This window comes from Paenibacillus dauci (assembly GCF_000971985.1).
GTDB lineage: Bacteria > Bacillota > Bacilli > Paenibacillales > Paenibacillaceae > Saccharibacillus > Saccharibacillus dauci.
Map to the genome: position 1 here is coordinate 178,591 of NZ_KQ040799.1, position 18,621 is coordinate 197,211.

The window sequence follows — 18,621 nt, forward strand, 5'->3', positions numbered from 1 at the left end:
TGCTCCTAAAGTATATTATTCCGACCCATTAACTTGGTAAAGTCGGTAAGCCCTATTATAGAAATCACATCCATTAATGTAAATAGATAGAACACTTAAAGTCATTTATGGAAAAAGTGGCATACTAGCTACCCAAATTCTGTCTTTCTTCCTTACAAAATCGGTTCTATGATTCTCACCCACTATATAATGCAGAACGACCCAAAAGGCTCGATAGACAAGCTAATACCGATAATTCTGCCTGCAGGATATAATCTGCTGTACACAAAAAGACACTGCCCTGTTAGGTGGCAGTGTCTGTCTTGATTCCATTTTGCTATTAACTTTAGGCTGCTGGTTAGCAGGCCCTTTTTATTTCTTCAGTGCAATAACTTCAATCTCTACCAGTGCATCCTTAGGCAAACGGGCTACCTGTACCGCACTGCGTGCTGGATAAGGCTCCTGGAAAAATTGACCGTAGATCTCGTTCATCGCTGCAAAATCATTCATATCCTGCAGGAATACCGTGGTCTTTACGACCTGATCCAGGCTGCTGCCCGCTGCTTCCAGCACAGCTGTTACGTTTTGCAGAGCAACACGTGCCTGCTCCTGTACGCCTTCTGCCATGTCTCCACTAACCGGGTCCAGACCAAGCTGGCCGGATGCAAAGATAAACATGCCTGTATCAATTGCCTGTGAATACGGACCCAGCGCTCCCGGTGCGCGGTCGGTTGCTATCGGTTGTTTACTCATAAGATTATGCCCTCTTTTCCTGAATTGGAGTCTGTTGTCGTACTGCCATCTGACTCCCCTTATTCTAAAGGGCGGTCCGCAGCTTGGCAACAGCGCCACTTTGTCCGAATAGAGCAGGAAATGCTATTATATCTGTCCTTTTCCCCACTTGTTAGGCTTCCATCTCCCGGTATTGTTGAATCGGGACAGCTGCCGGTGCTTTGAGTACCTGACGTCCGGCGGTCACCGCCAGCAGGATCAGCAGTACACCGACCAGCATCTGGAATCCATATGCCTGCACCCAGAACGGCATCGGTTTCATCCATTCGAAGATCCGCCCGCCGACCAGCGGCCCGATAAAGGAGGCCAGTCCCGTAATCCCGGAATAGACCGCGATGAACATGGGACGTGCATTTTTGGGGGTATCTCCAATAATAAAGTTAAAGGACAGCTGGTTGAATCCACCAATTCCGATACCTAGCAGCATATGAATAATCAGCAATCCTACAACCACTGGTACAAAAGCAAGCAGTCCCCATGCCATACAGGCCACAGCGATAAACGGAAGCGTCCAGTACAGCAGTGTCTTGTTACTAAACCGTGCATTGAGGTTCCCCCAGAAATAAAATCCAAGCATCATGAACATTGTCTGTACTACTGTCATAAGTGTAGTTACCGAGTAACTTACTTTGAGCACTTCCAGCATGACATATGAGTAGAGGGGCACGACCAGTGTCTGCATCAGCAGCCAGACCGCGAGAAACAGCGATGCTTTGATAAAAGGTCCATCATACAACGGCTGACGCAGCATCGGTACAAACTTGGTCTCCGTGGAGCGTTCAAACGGTGCATCCGGATAAAACAGAATGACACCAATATTGATAACCGCACAGGTCCAGACGATAATGTACAGCAGCAGGAATCCCTGTCCACCCGGAACTGCATCCAGCAGCATCCCACCGACAAACAGCGTCAGACTGCCCAGCGCATTCAGAATTGTATTGCGGATACCAAAGTATCGTCCTCTTAGTCGTCCCGGTACAATATCGCCGATTAGCGACGCCCATACGACTCCGATCACTGCATTACATAGGAACGCGGCTATATACAGGATAATGAACCAGTTTACCCATACGGATCGGTCGAACAGAAAGGGTACAAGTCCTGTTGCTCCCCACAGCACCCGCTGCAGAATCGTGAACAGGACAAGCACCCATTTGCGCGTATTCAGACGCTGCAGCAAAAAGGCAATAATCACCTGAGCCACATTGACCAGCGTGGTCAGCGCGATCACGAATCCGATCTGGCTTGAAGTCGCGCCCAGATACAGCAAAAACCCTGTCAGGAAGGGTCCCCCGAGCAGGGTGGAAAATATCGTTGAGGGTACCCCTTCTATCGTCGCGATACGCAGATGCTTGCGATACATCGAATAACGACGCTTTTGCATATTCAATCGGTTCAGCCCCAGAGCATGTCTTCGTTTAATAACGATCCCTCCTTTGACGGCATGAAACTTTTGATATTGTGCCTGTTTTGGAATAATGGTTTCTTTTTACCCTTTTCATTCAATACCAAACGGCCATCACAATATCTTGATTTTAAGGTGACCGTTTACATTACTATGGTTGTCGCCTATTTTACATCTAAAATTTATTCATAAAAAACGGATACTCATGCCAAAAAATCCCCTTAGCAATAGATTCATTAGCCAGATCATCCAATAGGATGAGACTGTTGCCAATCTATGCACGGGGATTTTTGTAATGGTATTTCAAATGAAATAATATATCGTTTTCAATTCGAGGCGATCAACTCGTCGGCAAATACAACGAAAATACGCTGCCTTCGCCTTCCTTGCTCTGCAGCCGCAGATGGCCACCGAGCAGATTGGCCAGATTACGGCTGATCGAAAGGCCAAGCCCTGTACCTCCGTATCGGCGGGCGATCGAGCCATCTGCTTGCTGGAAGGCTTCGAAAATCTGCTCATGCTGTGCCTGCGCGATGCCAATACCGGTATCCGTAACGTCAAATACCAGCCAGCCTAGCTGTTCTTCGCCTTCTACTACCCGGTGAATGTGCAGGGTGACGCTGCCCTGCTGGGTAAACTTGAACGCGTTGGCAAGCAGATTACGCAGAATCTGCTGAATACGCTGGGAATCCGAAATAATCGTATCCGGTACGTCTTCTTCCCGAATGACTCTGAACTCCATGCCTTTGCGGATCGCTATCATCTCAAAGTGCATCTGCAGCAGCTCGGGGATCTCCTGTACACTCACTTCCTCATAGGTAATCTCCAGCTTGCCTGCTTCTACTTTGGACAGATCCAGCACATCATTGACAAGTCCCAGCAGATCGAGTCCAGAGCGGTAGATCATCTCGCTGTATACCCGGGTCTCGCCGGGTGTACGCTCTTCCTCCTGTTCATACAGGAGCTGCGCCAGATTGATAATACTGTTCAGTGGCGTTCGAAGTTCATGCGACATATTTGCCAGAAATTCCGACTTGTACTGGGAAGCCAGCATGAGCTGCTTGGCACGTTCTTCCAGCACATGATGGGTCTGCTGCAGCTCTCTCGTCTGCTCGGACAGCAGCTGATTAGCGTGCTCCAACTGCATCATCCGCTGCTGTTCCAAATGGAATTCACGCAACAGCAGCATCAGTACTGCACTTAGTACAGTCGATACCGGCAGCATGATAGGCATAATTTCGGTCAGATATGTACGGGTGGGCAGCACCCCAAATGTTGCAATATTCACCGTGTTCACCAGATTAATCGCCAGCACAGTAACTGTTCCTTTGACCAACAACTTGGCAGCACTGCTGCGCATCCATACATTCAGCACCGCACCGACAGCACCCAGTATCGTCAGATTAAGCAGCCCGACAAAGGCTGCTTCGCTCAATCCAAACGTTAACCGGGTCAATCCGATCCCGAATCCGATCAGCAGAATTACCCATGCACGGGAATAGACGGCGGCAGCCACAATCACTGGCATAAACCGAAGATCGAAGATCAGATTACCCGGCAGGCGGAATCCAAAAAAGGAACTCATCCAACCGGCAAAAATCAGCAGCAGGATCGAGCTGGCATATTTGGCTCTGCCGGACATCCGTGACAGTCCGTATTTATAAAGCAGGTTGGCTATGTATGCGATCGTTACCATCATGCCTGCATTCATAAGGAAGTTTTTCACAAATCCCATATGCTCACTCCTGATTAGGATCAGATAGATATATAAGTATTATTTGAGCAGCCGTTATACCTTCCAGTTCTTCTAATAAAACTGAAAATAAATGGAAAAAAGTTATTTCTATCATAACACAAAAATGAAGCGATTCCTTCACTTTGTCGTATCGTACGTTTCTGGTATGATATCTGTAGTATTTCGATATGAATATACTGCTTACAACTGCCATGATTATATTACAGGAGGTCTTGCCTTTATTATGAAATTTCGCGTATCTGCGGTGCAATATCACCTTCACACCATATCTTCTTTTGAACAATTTGCCGATCAGGTAACCCATTATGTGCGGACAGCCCAGGAATTCGATGTCGATTTTATCCTGTTCCCCGAATTCTTCACAACCCAGCTGCTGTCGATTGGAGATGAATCCGGTGCAGCGCTTGGAATCGAGCGTCTGCCCGAATTCACGGATGCCTACCTGGAGCTGTTCCAGGGACTTGCCCGCGAGACAGGCACTCACATTATTGGCGGTACCCATGTCACGGAAAAAGAAGGCAAGCTGTACAATACCGCTCATCTATTTTATCCGGACGGACGTGTCGCCACCCAGCCCAAAATCCATATCACTCCTACCGAAGTGACCGAATGGAATATGTCAGCTGGTGACGGACTGACTGTATTTGAGACAGACAAAGGTACGATTGCCCTGCTCACCTGCTACGATATTGAATTCCCTGAAATCGTACGTATGGCCAAAGCACGCGGTGCCGATGTTATTTTCTGCCCGTCCTGTACAGATGACCGGCACGGCTTCCACCGGGTACGTTATACAAGCCATGCCCGTGCGGTCGAGAATCAAGTATATGTGGTGACGACCGGTACGATCGGCTCCCTGCCAACCGTAGACTTTATGCGCGGCAATTTTGGTCAGGCAGCTGTGATTACGCCGAATGATGTACCTTTCCCGCCGCGTGGTATTCTCGCCGAGGGTGAAATTAATGACGATATGATTATTACAGCCGACCTGGATCTGGAGCTGCTGTACAAAGTACGGGAGAAAGGCTCTGTTACTACCTGGCGTGACCGCCGTACCGATCTCTATACCGACTGGAGCTGAGGAACATGAACGTACGGTCCGATCGAGCAGGACAATATCATAAGTCCTGTTATGTATTCCATGAACAGCGTCCGTATCCTGCTGTTGTTCGCTCTTATATGGAAAAGGATTTCGCACGATTGATCGATATTCAGGCAGCTGCTTTCCCGCCGCCTTATCCGTCCGAACTGTGGTGGAACCGGGAGCAACTGCAGGAACATATCAGCCGTTTCCCGCAAGGGGCACTATGTATAGAAATAGATGGAGTGATTGCCGGTTCGATGACCAGTCTGCTTGTTCATTTTGATGAAGGTCATCCCGAGCATACCTGGGAAGAGATCACCGATCATGGCTATATCCGCAATCATCAGCCCGATGGAGATACACTGTATGTCGCCGATCTATGTGTCCATCCGGATTACCGCCAGTGGGGACTCGGTAAGCTGCTCATGCAGTCGATGTATGAAGTGACTGCTGCACTTGGACTGAAGCGTCTGCTCGGTGCAGGACGAATGCCGGGCTATCACCGGGTTGCAGATACCTGTACACCCCAGCAATACGTGGAGCGCATTACCAGCGGAGAGCTATATGATCCAGTCATCTCTTTTCTAATGAGATGCGGACGCACACCGCTGACGGTGATTCCCGATTATCTGGAAGACGAAGAATCGCTTCACTACGCTGTATTAATGGAATGGAAAAATCCGCTGCCACCGGCAGCCACTCAGGGAGGAAATTAAACAGATGGATTATGTACGCATTACTCATATCGATGATCCCCTATTCGCAGATATGCATGCATTGATGGGACGTATTTTCCCGGCAGAAGAAGTACTGGAGTATGAATTATGGCGCGAACCGCTAGAAGATCCCGGTATCCGTGTATTCGTAGCTGTACACGAAGGCCGTGTAGTTGGTGCTACCGAATATCGCTACTACGAAGACGATAATGTTGCCATGACCGACTTTACGATTATTGGGGAGCCTGGACTTGGTATCGGACCTTTCCTCGCACAGCATCGTCAGACCGATCTGCGGGAGGTGGCTACATCTTCCGGCAACGAATTATTCGGCATGTTCGCGGAGATCTATGATCCGTATCGCGCCGAGCGTCATGAATTTGGTGGCGTGAAGCCGATGGACCCGTTCGTACGCCGTGAAGTGCTGGCACATTTGGGCTACCGTCGTCTGGACTTTACTTATGTACATCCATCCTGGAACAATGACGGCGAGGCTGTATCCGAGCTGGATCTGTGTTTCCTCGCTTATGACCCAGCTACGCATTCCCTGCCAGGCGCACTGATCGAGAAGTTTCTGCGTCGTTATTATGCTGTACTGGCCCAGAAGCCTGCTGCGTGGGAGCAGATGGTAGATGAAGTGGGACAGCGCGATCAGGTTGCTCTGCTGCCACTGTAATCTTCTCTTTGCCCCAATCAGGTTGCAGGTGTATATCCATACCGATGAATGCGGCAGTACCGAAATATACAGATAGAATATATAAATATTTCTTATTTTATCATTCCGACCTACACAGCAAACCGCGTCAGCAGATTTTCCTGCTGGCGCGGTTTTTTTACTATTTTATATATTATGAAGTACAAATAAAAATAGACGGCTGTAGTCTCCTGAACCAGGATTCTACAGCCGTCCTTTATATTATGTGCCATCTATGTCGTAGTTACATGCAAAGTAATCTTAACGTACTTTTGGCATTCTGGCAAGGGTTTTTGATAATTAATTGCCATTTGGTAAATATTACATATTTAAAAAAGGCAGTTTCTGTCGAATATAAAGCTGTATTTGTAGTATGATTAATGATTGATACTAACGTTTGAAAAGGAGCTTACTTATGCAATCTGTTTTTTATCGCAACCTCATTATATTACTGCTCTGTCTGGTGTCGGGCATTGTCGATGTTATCGGCTACCTGCAGCTGGGGCACGTATTTACAGCCAATATGACTGGTAACATTATTATTATGGGAATGGCACTCGGACATCTTCATACCGTCTCTCTGGTGCGTTCTGGTGCTGCTTTTATCGGTTTTATTATTGGTAATGCTGCCGCTGCCCTTTTTCTCGGGCGATCGCATCCAGGATCCGTCTGGTCGCCCCGGCTGACCGCTATTATTTCGGTACAGCTGGTATTTTTCCTGGTATTTGCCTGGTTGTCTTCCACTCCGCTGGTGCCTGCGATGGAATATGTACTGATCATCCTGCTCAGCTTTACAATGGGCATGCAGACGACGATGGCCCGCAAGCTGGCTGTAGCCGGAATCTCCACTACGGTGCTCACCAACAATCTGGCCAGTGTAATTGAAGATCTGGTAGCACATGTGCGCCAGTGGTTTGGCCAATCGGCAGAGCGCCCACGCTGGCTAAAGGCAGATACGTTGCTGCGTCTTGCTGCTGTTATCATTTATGGATCGGGCGCAGTTATTGCGACACTCATGGAGCAGTCCCATACGCTGCTCGGCATCTGGATTCCAATCATCATTATGATCATCATTCTGGTCATTGCCGTTACCCGTTTTCGAGTATCTGCGGCCAATCTCTAACTCGTGCATTGAATCGGTAAAAGCTCAATATATAGATAAAGATAGATTTTCCCGTTCAATCATGAGATGATTCGTGCAGTTCGCTTACTTCTAGGGTAATAAGACATGCTGCAGATTTGAATATTAAATACCGGGTGGTAAAATCATGTTATGAAAAAGATATGGGAAATCTACAAAACCGATTGGAAAAATCTATTCAGCGTCTCTACGGGTATTCTGCTCGTAATCGCAATTATGCTGCTGCCTTCTGTCTATGCCTGGTTCAATATCAAAGCGATGTGGGACCCGTATAGCAATACTTCGGGCATCGTTATTGCCGTAACCAATGAAGACAAAGGTACGACCATTCAGGACAAAAAAGTAAATGTTGGCGATCAGGTGATCGATAATCTCAAAAAGAATCATACACTGGGATGGACATTCGTGGATCGTACCCATGCGCAAAAAGGATTGGATAATGGGGATTATTATGCCACCCTGCTCATTCCGTCCAACTTTTCCAAAAAAATCGGCAGCATTCTGACCGATGATCCGGTCAAGCCGCAAATTCTGTATACCGTAAACGAGAAGATCAGTGCGATTGCACCCAAGATTACGGATAAAGGCGCTACTACACTCACCCAGCAAATCAGCGAGGAGTTTGTCAGTACAGCCAGTGAAGCCGTGCTGACCAAAATGCAGGACGCCGGGATCAAGCTGGAGGAGGAACTGCCAACGATCCGCAATATCGAGAACAAGATCCTGACGCTCGAATCCAGACTGCCGGAGATTGATCAATTTGCTGACCAGGCGCTGGAGCTCGAGAAAAAGCTGCCGCAAATCAATGCGCAGGCCCAGAAAATTGTTGAACTCCAAAAGCGTATTCCCGATATCAAGAAAGCGGGCGATATGATCCTCAAAGTCGAGGATAATCTGCCCAAAATTCGTGAAGCCGGCGACCAGATTCTGCTGCTGCAAAAGCGGCTGCCGGAAATTCAGAAAGCTGCGGACAAAGTCAACGAACTGGACCAGAATTTCTACAAAGTCGAGGATGCGCTGAATCAGGCCATTGAAGATGCCGACAAACTTGCGAATATTATCAGTACTGCCCAGCAGGCACTGCCCAAAGTCAAAGAAATTACAGATATCGGCACCGGATTTGCCGATCGGGTGAATACATTTCTCGATGAAAATGATGGCGCCTTTGATTCGATCGCGCCGATTATCCGCCAGAATCTGGTACTGCTTCAGCAGACCGCCGACGCGACGACACAGTTGGTCGATGCTGTACAGAATGCGGATATTGATCCACAGACAGCCATTGATACACTGTCATTTCTCGATCAGCGTCTGTCCCGCGGTGCAGCTATTCTGGAGCGCACAACCGATTTGCTAAACCGAATCAACAATGTGCTGCCCAATCATCCGCTTGATCGTGTAATCAGTCGTCTCGACAATGTGCACAGTCTGATGGAGCGCCAGATTACACTGGTGCGCAGTATCAGTCAGGCGATACAAAATGGACAGCAGCCAGCGCGCGAGATTCTGGAAAATCTGCGTCAGCTGTCTACTGAAGCCAGCGATACGCTGGGCGATATCATCTCCCTGTATGATGAACAGATTGTACCGGATATCAACCGTGGACTGGATAATCTCAAGACCGCTGCCCGTGACGCCGCAGATGTTCTTCATACGGCGCAGAGTACACTACCCGATGTAGAAGCCGTACTGAACGATGCCCAGAACGGTGTACAATTCGGCCAGGAAGAGCTGGGTCTGCTCAAACAGGACCTGCCGAAGATCCGTCAGAAGCTGCATGACGCCAATGAGCTGATCCAGAGCCGGATGGCCCAGTTTACCCAGGTAGTCGACAAAGCGGCAAACTTTGTGCGAACCGATCTGCCTGGAATAGAAGACAAAGTCCATCAGGCAGCTGATTTTGTCCGTAACGATCTGCCTCGTGCCGAGAAGGAATTGAACAAAATTACCGATCTGATCCAGAACAAGCTGCCTGAAGCGGAAAAAGCCGTGCACAAAGTCGGTGAATTTGTCCGCAATGATCTGCCGGGTCTGGAGAAATCGGTGCATAATGCCGCCGACAAAGTACGTCTGCTCAAAAACAGCGATAGCGAGCTATCCCAGATTATTAAATGGCTCAAAGGCGATATCCAGCAGGAGAGCGACTTCCTTGCGAACCCTGTTGATCTGAAGCAGGTTCGTACCTATCCGATACCAAACTACGGTTCGTCGATGTCGCCATTTTATACAACGCTCTCGATCTGGGTGGGCGGGATGCTGCTGATCTCCATGTTCAAGGCAGAAGTCGATAATCCGGAACGCCGCTTCCGTCCGTATCAGGTGTATTTTGGTCGCCTGTTCACGTTTATGACGATCGGCCTGGTACAGGCTTTTGTTATCTCGATGGGTGATCTGTTTATTCTCAAAGCCTACGTCGCCGATCCGATCTGGTTTGTAACGATGAGCATGCTGATCAGTATGGTATTTGTGACTATGGTATATACGCTGGTATCCGTATTTGGCAATATTGGTAAAGGACTGGCCATTATCCTGCTGGTGCTTCAATTCTCCAGCTCGGGCGGTACTTTCCCGGTGAGCATGACGGGTACATTTTTCCAGGCGATTCATCCATGGTTCCCGTTCACCTATGCGGTCGAACTGCTGCGCGAGACGGTGGGCGGCATGCTGATGACGACGGTGTACAAGGATATCACGTATCTGATTATCTTTATGCTGCTGTTTATCCTGTTCGCCCTGCTATTCAAAAAACCGCTCGGTCCGTTAACAGAGAAAATGGCCGAAAAAGCCAAAAAGACTAAAATGATTCCATAAAAAAAGCCTGCAGCTGTTCTTCTGCAGACCGGGACCTGATCAGGAGATCAGGTCTTTTTCTTTGCGTGGATACTTTGCGATATCCGGTTCCTTTGTATTGGGGATAAGGGGCGGCCCTTCCACAGTAGTGTAATAATACTCAATAAACAGCGTCGCCAGCTGCGGGTCCCACTGGGTGCCCCGTCCTTCTTCCAGAATCGAAATCGCTTTGGCTTTGGGCATTCCTTTTCGATAAGGACGATCCGATGTCATCGCGTCAAACGCATCCGCTACCGCGATAATACGGCCGAATAGCGGAATATGGTACCCTGCCAATCCATCCGGATAACCGCGCCCATCAAAACGTTCATGATGGGAACGCACACCCGGTAAATAAGGACGCATCGCATCGGCAGGCTCGACCTGTCGCAGAATACTTTCACCCATTTCTGGATGCTTTTTGATCTGGTCAAACTCTTCATCTGTCAGCTTGCCATCCTTGAGCAGCACCGAGTCCTGTACACCAATTTTGCCAATATCATGGAGCAGGGCCGTTTTGCGCAGCTGATCCAGATCATAGGAGCACAATCCGGCACGTTTACCGATAGCCAGCGCATATTCGGCGACACGCAGCGAATGACCCGCTGTATACGGATCACGTGCATCCAGTGCTGCTGCCAGCGTAGCAAAGTAGCTGTCCAACAGTAGCTGATTGCGCTCATCGCGCATTTTGAGTCCCTGCACCATGTGATTGAATCCTGAGATCAGCAGGGAGAAATCGTCCGAGTAATAATCCAGCGCATCGGCACTGAAGTCCCCATCCTTGATCCGGGACATGGCATTGTACAGATTATTGATGGGATGCTCCACATCACGCGCCAGCAGCTGTGCACCAATAATACTAAAAACAATACTGACGACAATGACCATTCCTGCCCAGCTCCAGTACTCCAAAGCCTCCATGCCGGTGATCTCCTGCAGCCGGATTTGCGCAGCCAGACTGAACAGCATAATCGGAAATACACCGATCAGAAAAATGCTCAGCTGAAACTTCCGGCGGACAGTGAGGTGAATTTTGCCGAGCAGCAGTGTTTCTTTACCATAGAGCGTTTTGAGACGTTCCTTGACCGCAATCAGCATGGGCCGAATTGCCGAAGAGGTCAGGAAAAATTCAATAAATGCATGCATACTGGCAACCATCAGTGCGCCAGCAATACCAATCCACAGATAATATCCCGGAATAATGATCCATCCGCTGTTCATGGCAAATACAAACAGAATCATCGATGGAACCGTCAGACCCAAAAAATGCGGCAGCATGATCCGGTACATCGATAATTTTGGGAAACGGTGCAGCTGATTGTAGGCATGCTCCAGCTGTTCCTGTGTAGGCTTCTCTTCACACATGGCATCACGAATCGGTTGGATATGCTTGCGAAATACCAATCCTTCCACGATCAGCATAACTACAAACGAAATCAGCATAATACCGATCATCCGTGTGCTCTGAAGCACTGAAGTATCCATCGTATTCCATACAAGCAGTCCACCGACGACCATGACGGCGATTAATGATCCCAGAATATAGTTAAATAACACCTGACGGAGAAATTTTTGATATTCATTCACGGAGCTCTCCTCATTTCTAAAGCTTTTGCCTGCCGTTCGCATACATATGTTACGTTTCATTTACGATCCATTTGGATTACATAGTCTAAGGAAAGTATTCTGTTTTGTCGCCGTTTCACTCGATTTCTGTTTATCCTAACCTACTTCTTTATTTCGGAATTCAACATACAAAAGTTGATGCCAAATCCATTATTTGTTTGTGCACAATTTATTATGGGAATATTTTTAAAAATTTATATTTCACAGGAGGGGGCTATTCATGCAAGCTATTGAACTTACCAGTAATCTTATTCTGCTGCTTGGCACGCTGCTGCTGCTTGGCGTCCTCTCGACCAAATTTTCCTCGCGGTTTGGCATGCCGGCGCTCGTCTTCTTTATCGTAGCCGGTATGATCCTCGGTCGTTTCATTTATTATGATAATGCCTTTATCACCCAGTGGTTTGGCGTGCTCGCGCTGGTCATTATCCTGTTTGAAGGCGGGATGCAGACCGACATGAAGCTGATCAAACCGATCATCCGGCCGGCATTGTCACTTGCGACCATCGGTGTACTGCTGACCGCCTTTGTGATCGGATATTTTGCCCATCTGATCCTAGGTGTCAGTCTTTTGGAAGGAATGCTGTTCGGCTCGATTGTCGGCTCTACCGATGCGGCGGCCGTTTTCTCTGTACTTGGTAACAAGAATGTACGCAAACGTCTCACTTCTACGCTGGAAGCCGAATCTGGCAGCAACGATCCAATGGCGGTCTTCCTGACGCTGATGTTTATCGAACTGCTGAACAACCCCGAGACCAGTATATGGGGAGAGATTCTGTCCTTTTTCTGGGAAATGGGATTCGGGCTCGTACTGGGGATTGTCTGTGGCAAGCTGGCGGTCTTTCTCATTAACAAAATCGATTTTGAGACCTCCAGCCTCTATCCGGTGCTCGCTGTATCCAGCGCGCTGTTCACGTATGGCGTGAGTTCCCTGACGCATGCCAGCGGATTCCTCGGAGTCTATGTAATGGCACTGGTCATGGGGAATTCTGATCTGACCTACCGGCGGACGATTCTGCAGTTCAATCAGGGCTTTGGCTGGATTATGCAGATTCTGATGTTTGTACTTCTCGGTCTGCTCGTATTTACCGATCAATTAATCTCTGTGATCTGGCAAGGTCTTGCTCTGTCGCTGCTGCTGATTATTGTGGCTCGTCCGATCGGCGTACTGCTGTCACTGTTGTTCAGCCAGTTTTCGTTTCGGGAAAAGACGCTGCTATCCTGGTCGGGTCTGCGTGGAGCCGTACCGATTGTATTGGCGACCTATCCGCTGCTGGCTGGGATAGAGCACGGACAGCTATTTTTCAACGTGGTCTTCTTTATCGTGCTGACTTCTACCCTGATTCAGGGGACGACCATTGCACCGCTCGCCGAGAAGCTCGGGCTTACCGAGAAAGTACTGGATCAGCAGCCATCGATTCTGGAGCTGGTTGCGACTGGCCGAACCACTTCCGAAATTACCCATATGACGCTGACCAGCCGCAGTCGCATGATCCATCGTGAGCTGCAGGAGATTGATCTGCCGCCCAGTGTACTGATTACGGCTGTACTACGTAATGAAGAGATTGTAACGCCTCGCGGCGATACGGTTCTGCTTCCCGGGGACAAAGTGTATCTGCTCGGTCCCAAGGCCAAACGTGAAGATATCCGCCGCCTATTCACCGGTGAGCCTCCTGCCGATGCTCCTAGCACGTCCTGAACGTAAACAGAATACAGCTATTTATTGGGCTGGACATAAATAAAAGCAGCGTACCTTTGAATAAGGTGCGCTGCTTTTTTTATCATGGACCTGCTGATCAGCAGGTGATTCAATCAACCCTGACCCTGAATGCTTGCTGCGAGAATAACCGGCCCGCGAGGCTGACTGCCTTTCTCATCCGGTTCCAGCGTAATGGCTACTGTATCATATCCCTCCGGTTTAAAGGTATAGTACATCGCGCCCTTCCCATCACTTGCCCAGAAAGTACCGGCGCTCTGTTTCACATCGCCCTTAATGAGCCAGACCTGAAACGCCTCCTTGCCCTGGAGTTTTGGCAAATTATCCGCCTGTACCAGCAGATGTGTGCCTTTGTCATCGATAACAATCGTCGCCAATCCCTGCGCCACAATATCCTTGGCTGCCGGACTCAGCTGTACCGCTTCATCGACCCGCGCTCCCTGCGTGGGCATAGAGACTGTCGCCAGCTGTCCCTGCAGGCTGTTCTTCTGGCTGTTCGCGATCGCTAGCTGCTGCTGCAAATCACGAATCTGCCCTTCCATATTAGCAGCATACACACTTATAATACTGGCTGCTACTACTATGGCTGCTACCCGCCAGAATATCCCTTTTCTGCGTCTCGTATTAGAGCTTGCAGAAGAATTATATTTCTCTGCAGAACCGACTTCTGCCGACTGTGCCGCTTGCTGCACGGCTGCCGGTGAAGTAGATACCGTACCGGGTTCGGCATTGCGCGGTGCCAACGGTACAACTTTATCTACTGTACTGCCTGTCTCACTACTGCTGAATACATGTTCCAGAACACGGTTTCTCATGCCCTGCGGCGGCTCCACAACCTCGGAAGTCAGCGGAAGGAAACCAATAATATCCTGAAGCTCTTCGACAGCCGCACGGCAATCTTCATCCTGTCTCATATATGCTTCAAACTGCTCCTGTTCTTCACGATCCAGACCGCCGAGCACATACATTTCGACCATATCCATCATATCGCTTTTTTTGTAATCATTACTCATATGCGTTTCCCCCCTTTACCGCTTCAGCAAGCTTGTTATGAAGCTGCCGTATGGCAAGGCGTACCCTGCTCTTGACGGTTCCAAGCGGAATGCTGAACTTTTCAGATACTTCATGCTGGGTGAGTCCCTGGAAATAGATAGACTCAATCACCTGCTGTTGCTCCTCCCGGAGTTCCATCATGGCTTCACGTATACGCTGCCGCTCCCAGTTCAGCGATACCTGCTCCTGTACATCCGTTTTGGTATCCGGTAATACCTGAAGTGCTTCATCACCCGCCGGATCTACTGTAGCGCGCGATGCTTTGCGCCGCAGCATGTCTACTGCTATATTACGCGTAATCGTGAACATCCATGTCGAGAGCTTCCCCTGGCTCCGGTCATAACGTTCCGCGTTATTCCATACTCTGAGAAATAATTCCTGAACAACTTCTTCCGCCGCCATCGTGTCATGTACAATACGGTAGGCAAATGCGTATACAGCCCGTTCATAACGGTCGTACACATGCTCTAATGCGTCGGTGTCTTTTTCGGCAATCCGCCGCATGAGCTCTCTATCATCAGTTATGTCATTCATCCAAGGGCTCCTTTCCCATTCCCTTATATTATAGCGTTCGCAGAAAATTTTGCGATGGATGACTTTTTGCAATATTTATTTTTTGGCAAAGATCAAGCAGCAGCTCTTTTTTATTATCCTTATTTTTGGGTAAACGTTATCATTTTCCGAGCAATTTTGTACGTTGGCTGGGTTGCCATCCTTTTCTGTTACAGCATTCACACTCTATGGAGCAGAACAATAACTGAGATCACAGCTGTATTCAGCAAGTAATTTAGTTCCTTAATTTTATATGTTTTGGCTGCTTGTTTTTGAGACGCTGCGTGTAATAGAAAGGGTAGTCACACTTCGCGTCATGATTCTACATACATGGTGACTGATTAGCTTCATCAAACAATAGGTTCACGCTTACCCTTTTCTTGCATCAGGGTGTTTCGCATGAACAGGTTATTCGCTTTATTCGTTATACCGGGCAGGCTGGCAATTCACTGTATACCGGTCTGTTCATTAATCCTGAAGGAGTGTGAAGTAATGTCCAAATCTTTTCTGTCCAGAATCGGTATTCTGCTGATGGCTGTAATACTGATCCTGCCGGCTACCGCCGGCGCTGCAGCAACCACCAAAGGCGCAGGTGCCGATCTTCGATCCGCACTGGGTCAAGTTCTCGGTGAGCATGCGCTGCTCGCCGTAATCGCCATGCAAAAAGGAATCGACGGCGCTGCCGATTTTGATCAGGTTGCTGCTTCTCTGAATGCCAATACCGATGATTTGTCTGCTGCAGTCGCTTCCGTATACGGCAATGAAGCCGGCGCTGCATTCAAAACGATCTGGGCTTCCCATATCGGCTACTTTGTCGATTATGTCAAAGCCACAGCTGCCAAAGACACCGCAGGTCAGCAAAAAGCCAAAGATGAACTGGCCAAGTATAAAGTTGAGCAGGCCAAATTCTTCGCTGATGCCAACCCTAATCTGCCACAGGCTGCCCTGGAGCAAGGTCTGGAAGAGCATATCAATATGCTGCTTACCGCCTTTGATGATTATGTAGCCAAAGATTACAACGGCGCTTATCAAATGGCCGACAAAGCCTACAAGCATATGTTCATGTTTGGCGATATTCTGAGTGCTGCGATTGTAAAGCAGTTCCCGGACAAATTCACCGGTGACATGTCCAGCATGCCTGCTTCCGATCTGCGTTCTGCTCTGGGCAACGTACTGGGCGAACACGCAACTCTGGCTGTCTGGGCGATGCAAAAAGGGATTGACGGCGCTCCTGATTTTGAACAAGCAGCCGGACTACTGAATCAAAATACCAATGAACTGAGCGCAGCTGTTGCTTCCGTATATGGCGACAAAGCCGGCGAAGCCTTCAAAACCATCTGGGCTTCCCATATCGGCTACTTTGTCGATTATGTCAAAGCTACAGCAGCCAAAGATACAACTGGACAGCAAAAAGCCAAAGATGAGCTGAAAGAATACAAAGTTGAGCAGGCCAAGTTCTTTGCTGATGCTAATCCAAATCTGCCACAGGCTGCTCTGGAGCAAGGTTTGGAAGAGCATATCAATATGCTGCTCAAAGCTTTTGATGATTATGTTGGCAAAAACTATACTTCCGCTTATGCACAGGAGCGCATGGCTTATGCCCATATGTTCATGTTCGGTAACACACTAAGCGAAGCAATCGTGATGCAGTTCCCTGATAAATTTGGTGGAAGTGCTCCGGCAGCTCCAGCTCCGGCTCCAACTCCAGCACAACCGGATCACAGCAATATGCCGGGTATGACTCCAACCCCACCATCGCAACCTGCTACGGGTGGCGGTGAAGCAGGAACATCCGCTGACTATAACCCAGAGCTGAAAATGCGTATGATCCAGTTTACACTGGGCAGCAAGACGTATATGGTCAATGGCAAGTCCATGAGCATGGGTATTATGCCTGTTGAGTACATGGGTACAACGTATGTACCGCTGCGTTACCTGGCTAACAATGCCAATATGAAAGTATCCTATGACAAAGCCACTTCCACAACATGGCTGGATACAGGTATTCAGCGTTATGAATTCTGGGTGAATTCTAAAGTCTACAAAGTCGACAACATGCGCAAAGGCATGAACGATATGGTAATCTCCCGAAACGGACACGTACTCGTACCGGTTCGCTGGTTCGCAGACAACTTTGAATGGAACCTGGCATACGATAACGGTATGATTACATTGACCAAAACGTATTAATCCGTATTTGCTGGTTTTCACGGATGAGTCAGAGATATCCTTATTCAACATTCATTATCAGACAGCAGGGTGATTCTACCCATGTCTATCCCGGACTGTGCAGCTGCTATGCAGTTGTACAGTCTTTTTACTGTAATCCATTTCCAGAGACATGGGTCTTCTATAGCAGGAAACGCTTGAATTCACCTTTTTTGGTACTATCTGATTAACTACTCTCTAATAGGTTTATACAATACATAGACAGCAAGGTAATTCATTGATCTCCGGGCTCTCCGCCCTGGCTCCTATATGCAGTCCAGTACGGCTGGCAAAGACCGAAAGATCCACTACATTGACCTCAATCAATGATAGCGCTTTAATTAAAATTCACTCATCTAGGTACAGACATAAAAATACAATACACAAAGGAGCAATACACGATGAAAATGAGAAAATTGATCGCACCCGTTCTTGGACTTTCCCTGTTACTGCCAGCTGCTGGCGCATTCGCTGCAGAAGGTACAACTGCTGATTACAATCCGGAACTGAAAACAAGAGCTATCCAATTCAATATGGGCAGCAAAATGTACATGGTTAATGGCAAGTCCATGAGCATGAGCATCATGCCTGTTGAATACATGGGTACTACATATGTGCCGCTTCGTTACCTGGCTAACAATGCCAACATGAAAGTATCTTATGACAAAGCGACTTCCACAACATGGCTGGATACAGGTATTCAGCGTTATGAATTCTGGGTCAACTCCAAAGTATACAAAGTCGACAACATGCGTAAAGGCATGAACGATATGGTGATCTCCCGCAACGGACACGTACTCGTACCGGTTCGCTGGTTCGCAGACAACTTCGAATGGGATCTGATGTATGACAAAGGTATGATCACTCTTACCAAAACATACTAAGCCGGTTGATTTTCATCTTATAATACACGCGCTGCGGATAGATTGAATGATCTTCCCAGCTCTCTCGCCCTGACTGCTTTATAGCGGTCAGGGCTTTTAATTTCTGTCCACACTTCCACACTTCCACACTTCCACACTTCCACACTTCCACACTTCCACACTTCCACACTTCCACACTTCCA

The 18,621-nt window shown here is 48.3% G+C and carries 14 protein-coding genes; 8 read left to right on the plus strand and 6 right to left on the minus strand.

Going from position 1 to position 18,621, the window contains the following annotated elements:
• Positions 1 to 351 precede the first annotated feature (351 nt).
• The 3 genes from WH46_RS04260 to WH46_RS04270 all read right to left on the minus strand — a co-directional run bounded on the left by WH46_RS04260 (position 352) and on the right by WH46_RS04270 (position 3,914).
• Positions 352 to 732 carry a RidA family protein gene (locus WH46_RS04260; protein WP_017812556.1) on the minus strand — a complete coding sequence of 127 codons (381 nt, stop codon included), beginning with the start codon at positions 730 to 732 and terminating at the stop codon, positions 352 to 354.
• Between the two features lie 151 nt (positions 733 to 883).
• Entirely contained in the window at positions 884 to 2,158 is a 1,275-nt protein-coding gene (locus tag WH46_RS04265) for an MFS transporter (protein WP_046225999.1), read from the minus strand.
• Positions 2,159 to 2,519: 361 nt separating this feature from the next.
• Positions 2,520 to 3,914 (minus strand): sensor histidine kinase, encoded by a 1,395-nt coding sequence (locus WH46_RS04270; RefSeq protein ID WP_046225836.1) that lies wholly within the window; start codon positions 3,912 to 3,914, stop codon positions 2,520 to 2,522.
• Between the two features lie 244 nt (positions 3,915 to 4,158).
• On the opposite strand from WH46_RS04270, the gene WH46_RS04275 reads away from it, so the two are divergent.
• From WH46_RS04275 to WH46_RS04300, 5 genes are all read left to right on the plus strand, one after another.
• On the plus strand, positions 4,159 to 5,016 hold the full coding sequence (locus WH46_RS04275; protein WP_046225837.1) for a carbon-nitrogen hydrolase family protein: 858 nt from the start codon (positions 4,159 to 4,161) through the stop codon (positions 5,014 to 5,016).
• A gap of 5 nt (positions 5,017 to 5,021) precedes the next feature.
• Positions 5,022 to 5,735, plus strand: coding sequence for a GNAT family N-acetyltransferase (locus WH46_RS04280; protein WP_046225838.1), 714 nt, complete (start codon positions 5,022 to 5,024; stop codon positions 5,733 to 5,735).
• A 4-nt stretch (positions 5,736 to 5,739) separates the two neighbouring features.
• Positions 5,740 to 6,411: a hypothetical protein gene (locus tag WH46_RS04285; RefSeq protein WP_046225839.1), complete on the plus strand. Its 672-nt coding sequence runs from the start codon at positions 5,740 to 5,742 to the stop codon at positions 6,409 to 6,411.
• Between the two features lie 433 nt (positions 6,412 to 6,844).
• On the plus strand, positions 6,845 to 7,552 hold the full coding sequence (locus WH46_RS04295) for a YoaK family protein (RefSeq protein WP_046225841.1): 708 nt from the start codon (positions 6,845 to 6,847) through the stop codon (positions 7,550 to 7,552).
• Positions 7,553 to 7,702: 150 nt separating this feature from the next.
• Positions 7,703 to 10,381: a YhgE/Pip domain-containing protein gene (locus WH46_RS04300; RefSeq protein ID WP_046225842.1), complete on the plus strand. Its 2,679-nt coding sequence runs from the start codon at positions 7,703 to 7,705 to the stop codon at positions 10,379 to 10,381.
• Between the two features lie 39 nt (positions 10,382 to 10,420).
• On the opposite strand, the gene WH46_RS04305 is transcribed toward WH46_RS04300, so the two are convergent.
• Complete coding sequence (locus tag WH46_RS04305; protein ID WP_017812546.1) at positions 10,421 to 11,989, minus strand: HD-GYP domain-containing protein; 1,569 nt, start codon at positions 11,987 to 11,989, stop codon at positions 10,421 to 10,423.
• Between the two features lie 259 nt (positions 11,990 to 12,248).
• Between WH46_RS04305 and WH46_RS04310 the strand changes: the two genes are divergently transcribed.
• The gene (locus WH46_RS04310) at positions 12,249 to 13,724 is read left to right on the plus strand and encodes a potassium/proton antiporter (RefSeq protein WP_017812545.1); all 1,476 of its coding nucleotides are present in this window, start codon (positions 12,249 to 12,251) and stop codon (positions 13,722 to 13,724) included.
• 113 nt (positions 13,725 to 13,837) lie between these two features.
• Here the strand turns inward: WH46_RS04310 and WH46_RS04315 are convergent, their stop codons facing one another.
• Both WH46_RS04315 and WH46_RS04320 read right to left on the minus strand, forming a co-directional pair.
• A complete protein-coding gene (locus tag WH46_RS04315; protein WP_046225844.1) occupies positions 13,838 to 14,755 on the minus strand; it encodes an anti-sigma factor in 918 nt (305 codons plus the stop codon).
• Positions 14,748 to 15,329, minus strand: coding sequence for an RNA polymerase sigma factor (locus WH46_RS04320; RefSeq protein WP_017812543.1), 582 nt, complete (start codon positions 15,327 to 15,329; stop codon positions 14,748 to 14,750). The genes WH46_RS04315 and WH46_RS04320 overlap by 8 nt, the downstream gene beginning before the upstream one ends.
• Before the next feature lie 510 nt (positions 15,330 to 15,839).
• Between WH46_RS04320 and WH46_RS04325 the strand changes: the two genes are divergently transcribed.
• Together WH46_RS04325 and WH46_RS04330 are read left to right on the plus strand one after the other, a co-directional pair.
• The gene (locus tag WH46_RS04325) at positions 15,840 to 17,537 is read left to right on the plus strand and encodes a copper amine oxidase N-terminal domain-containing protein (RefSeq protein ID WP_017812542.1); all 1,698 of its coding nucleotides are present in this window, start codon (positions 15,840 to 15,842) and stop codon (positions 17,535 to 17,537) included.
• 419 nt (positions 17,538 to 17,956) lie between these two features.
• Positions 17,957 to 18,439: a copper amine oxidase N-terminal domain-containing protein gene (locus WH46_RS04330; RefSeq protein ID WP_046225845.1), complete on the plus strand. Its 483-nt coding sequence runs from the start codon at positions 17,957 to 17,959 to the stop codon at positions 18,437 to 18,439.
• Positions 18,440 to 18,621: the final 182 nt, after the last annotated feature.

Bases quoted from the DNA above. Each gene is read 5' to 3' on its own strand.
- WH46_RS04260 (WP_017812556.1), bottom strand. From the start codon at position 732: ATGAGTAAACAACCGATAGCAACCGACCGCGCACCGGGAGCGCTGGGT.
- WH46_RS04265 (WP_046225999.1), bottom strand. From the start codon at position 2,158: ATGCAAAAGCGTCGTTATTCGATGTATCGCAAGCATCTGCGTATCGCG.
- WH46_RS04270 (WP_046225836.1), bottom strand. From the start codon at position 3,914: ATGGGATTTGTGAAAAACTTCCTTATGAATGCAGGCATGATGGTAACG.
- WH46_RS04275 (WP_046225837.1), top strand. From the start codon at position 4,159: ATGAAATTTCGCGTATCTGCGGTGCAATATCACCTTCACACCATATCT.
- WH46_RS04280 (WP_046225838.1), top strand. From the start codon at position 5,022: ATGAACGTACGGTCCGATCGAGCAGGACAATATCATAAGTCCTGTTAT.
- WH46_RS04285 (WP_046225839.1), top strand. From the start codon at position 5,740: ATGGATTATGTACGCATTACTCATATCGATGATCCCCTATTCGCAGAT.
- WH46_RS04295 (WP_046225841.1), top strand. From the start codon at position 6,845: ATGCAATCTGTTTTTTATCGCAACCTCATTATATTACTGCTCTGTCTG.
- WH46_RS04300 (WP_046225842.1), top strand. From the start codon at position 7,703: ATGAAAAAGATATGGGAAATCTACAAAACCGATTGGAAAAATCTATTC.
- WH46_RS04310 (WP_017812545.1), top strand. From the start codon at position 12,249: ATGCAAGCTATTGAACTTACCAGTAATCTTATTCTGCTGCTTGGCACG.
- WH46_RS04315 (WP_046225844.1), bottom strand. From the start codon at position 14,755: ATGAGTAATGATTACAAAAAAAGCGATATGATGGATATGGTCGAAATG.
- WH46_RS04320 (WP_017812543.1), bottom strand. From the start codon at position 15,329: ATGAATGACATAACTGATGATAGAGAGCTCATGCGGCGGATTGCCGAA.
- WH46_RS04325 (WP_017812542.1), top strand. From the start codon at position 15,840: ATGTCCAAATCTTTTCTGTCCAGAATCGGTATTCTGCTGATGGCTGTA.
- WH46_RS04330 (WP_046225845.1), top strand. From the start codon at position 17,957: ATGAAAATGAGAAAATTGATCGCACCCGTTCTTGGACTTTCCCTGTTA.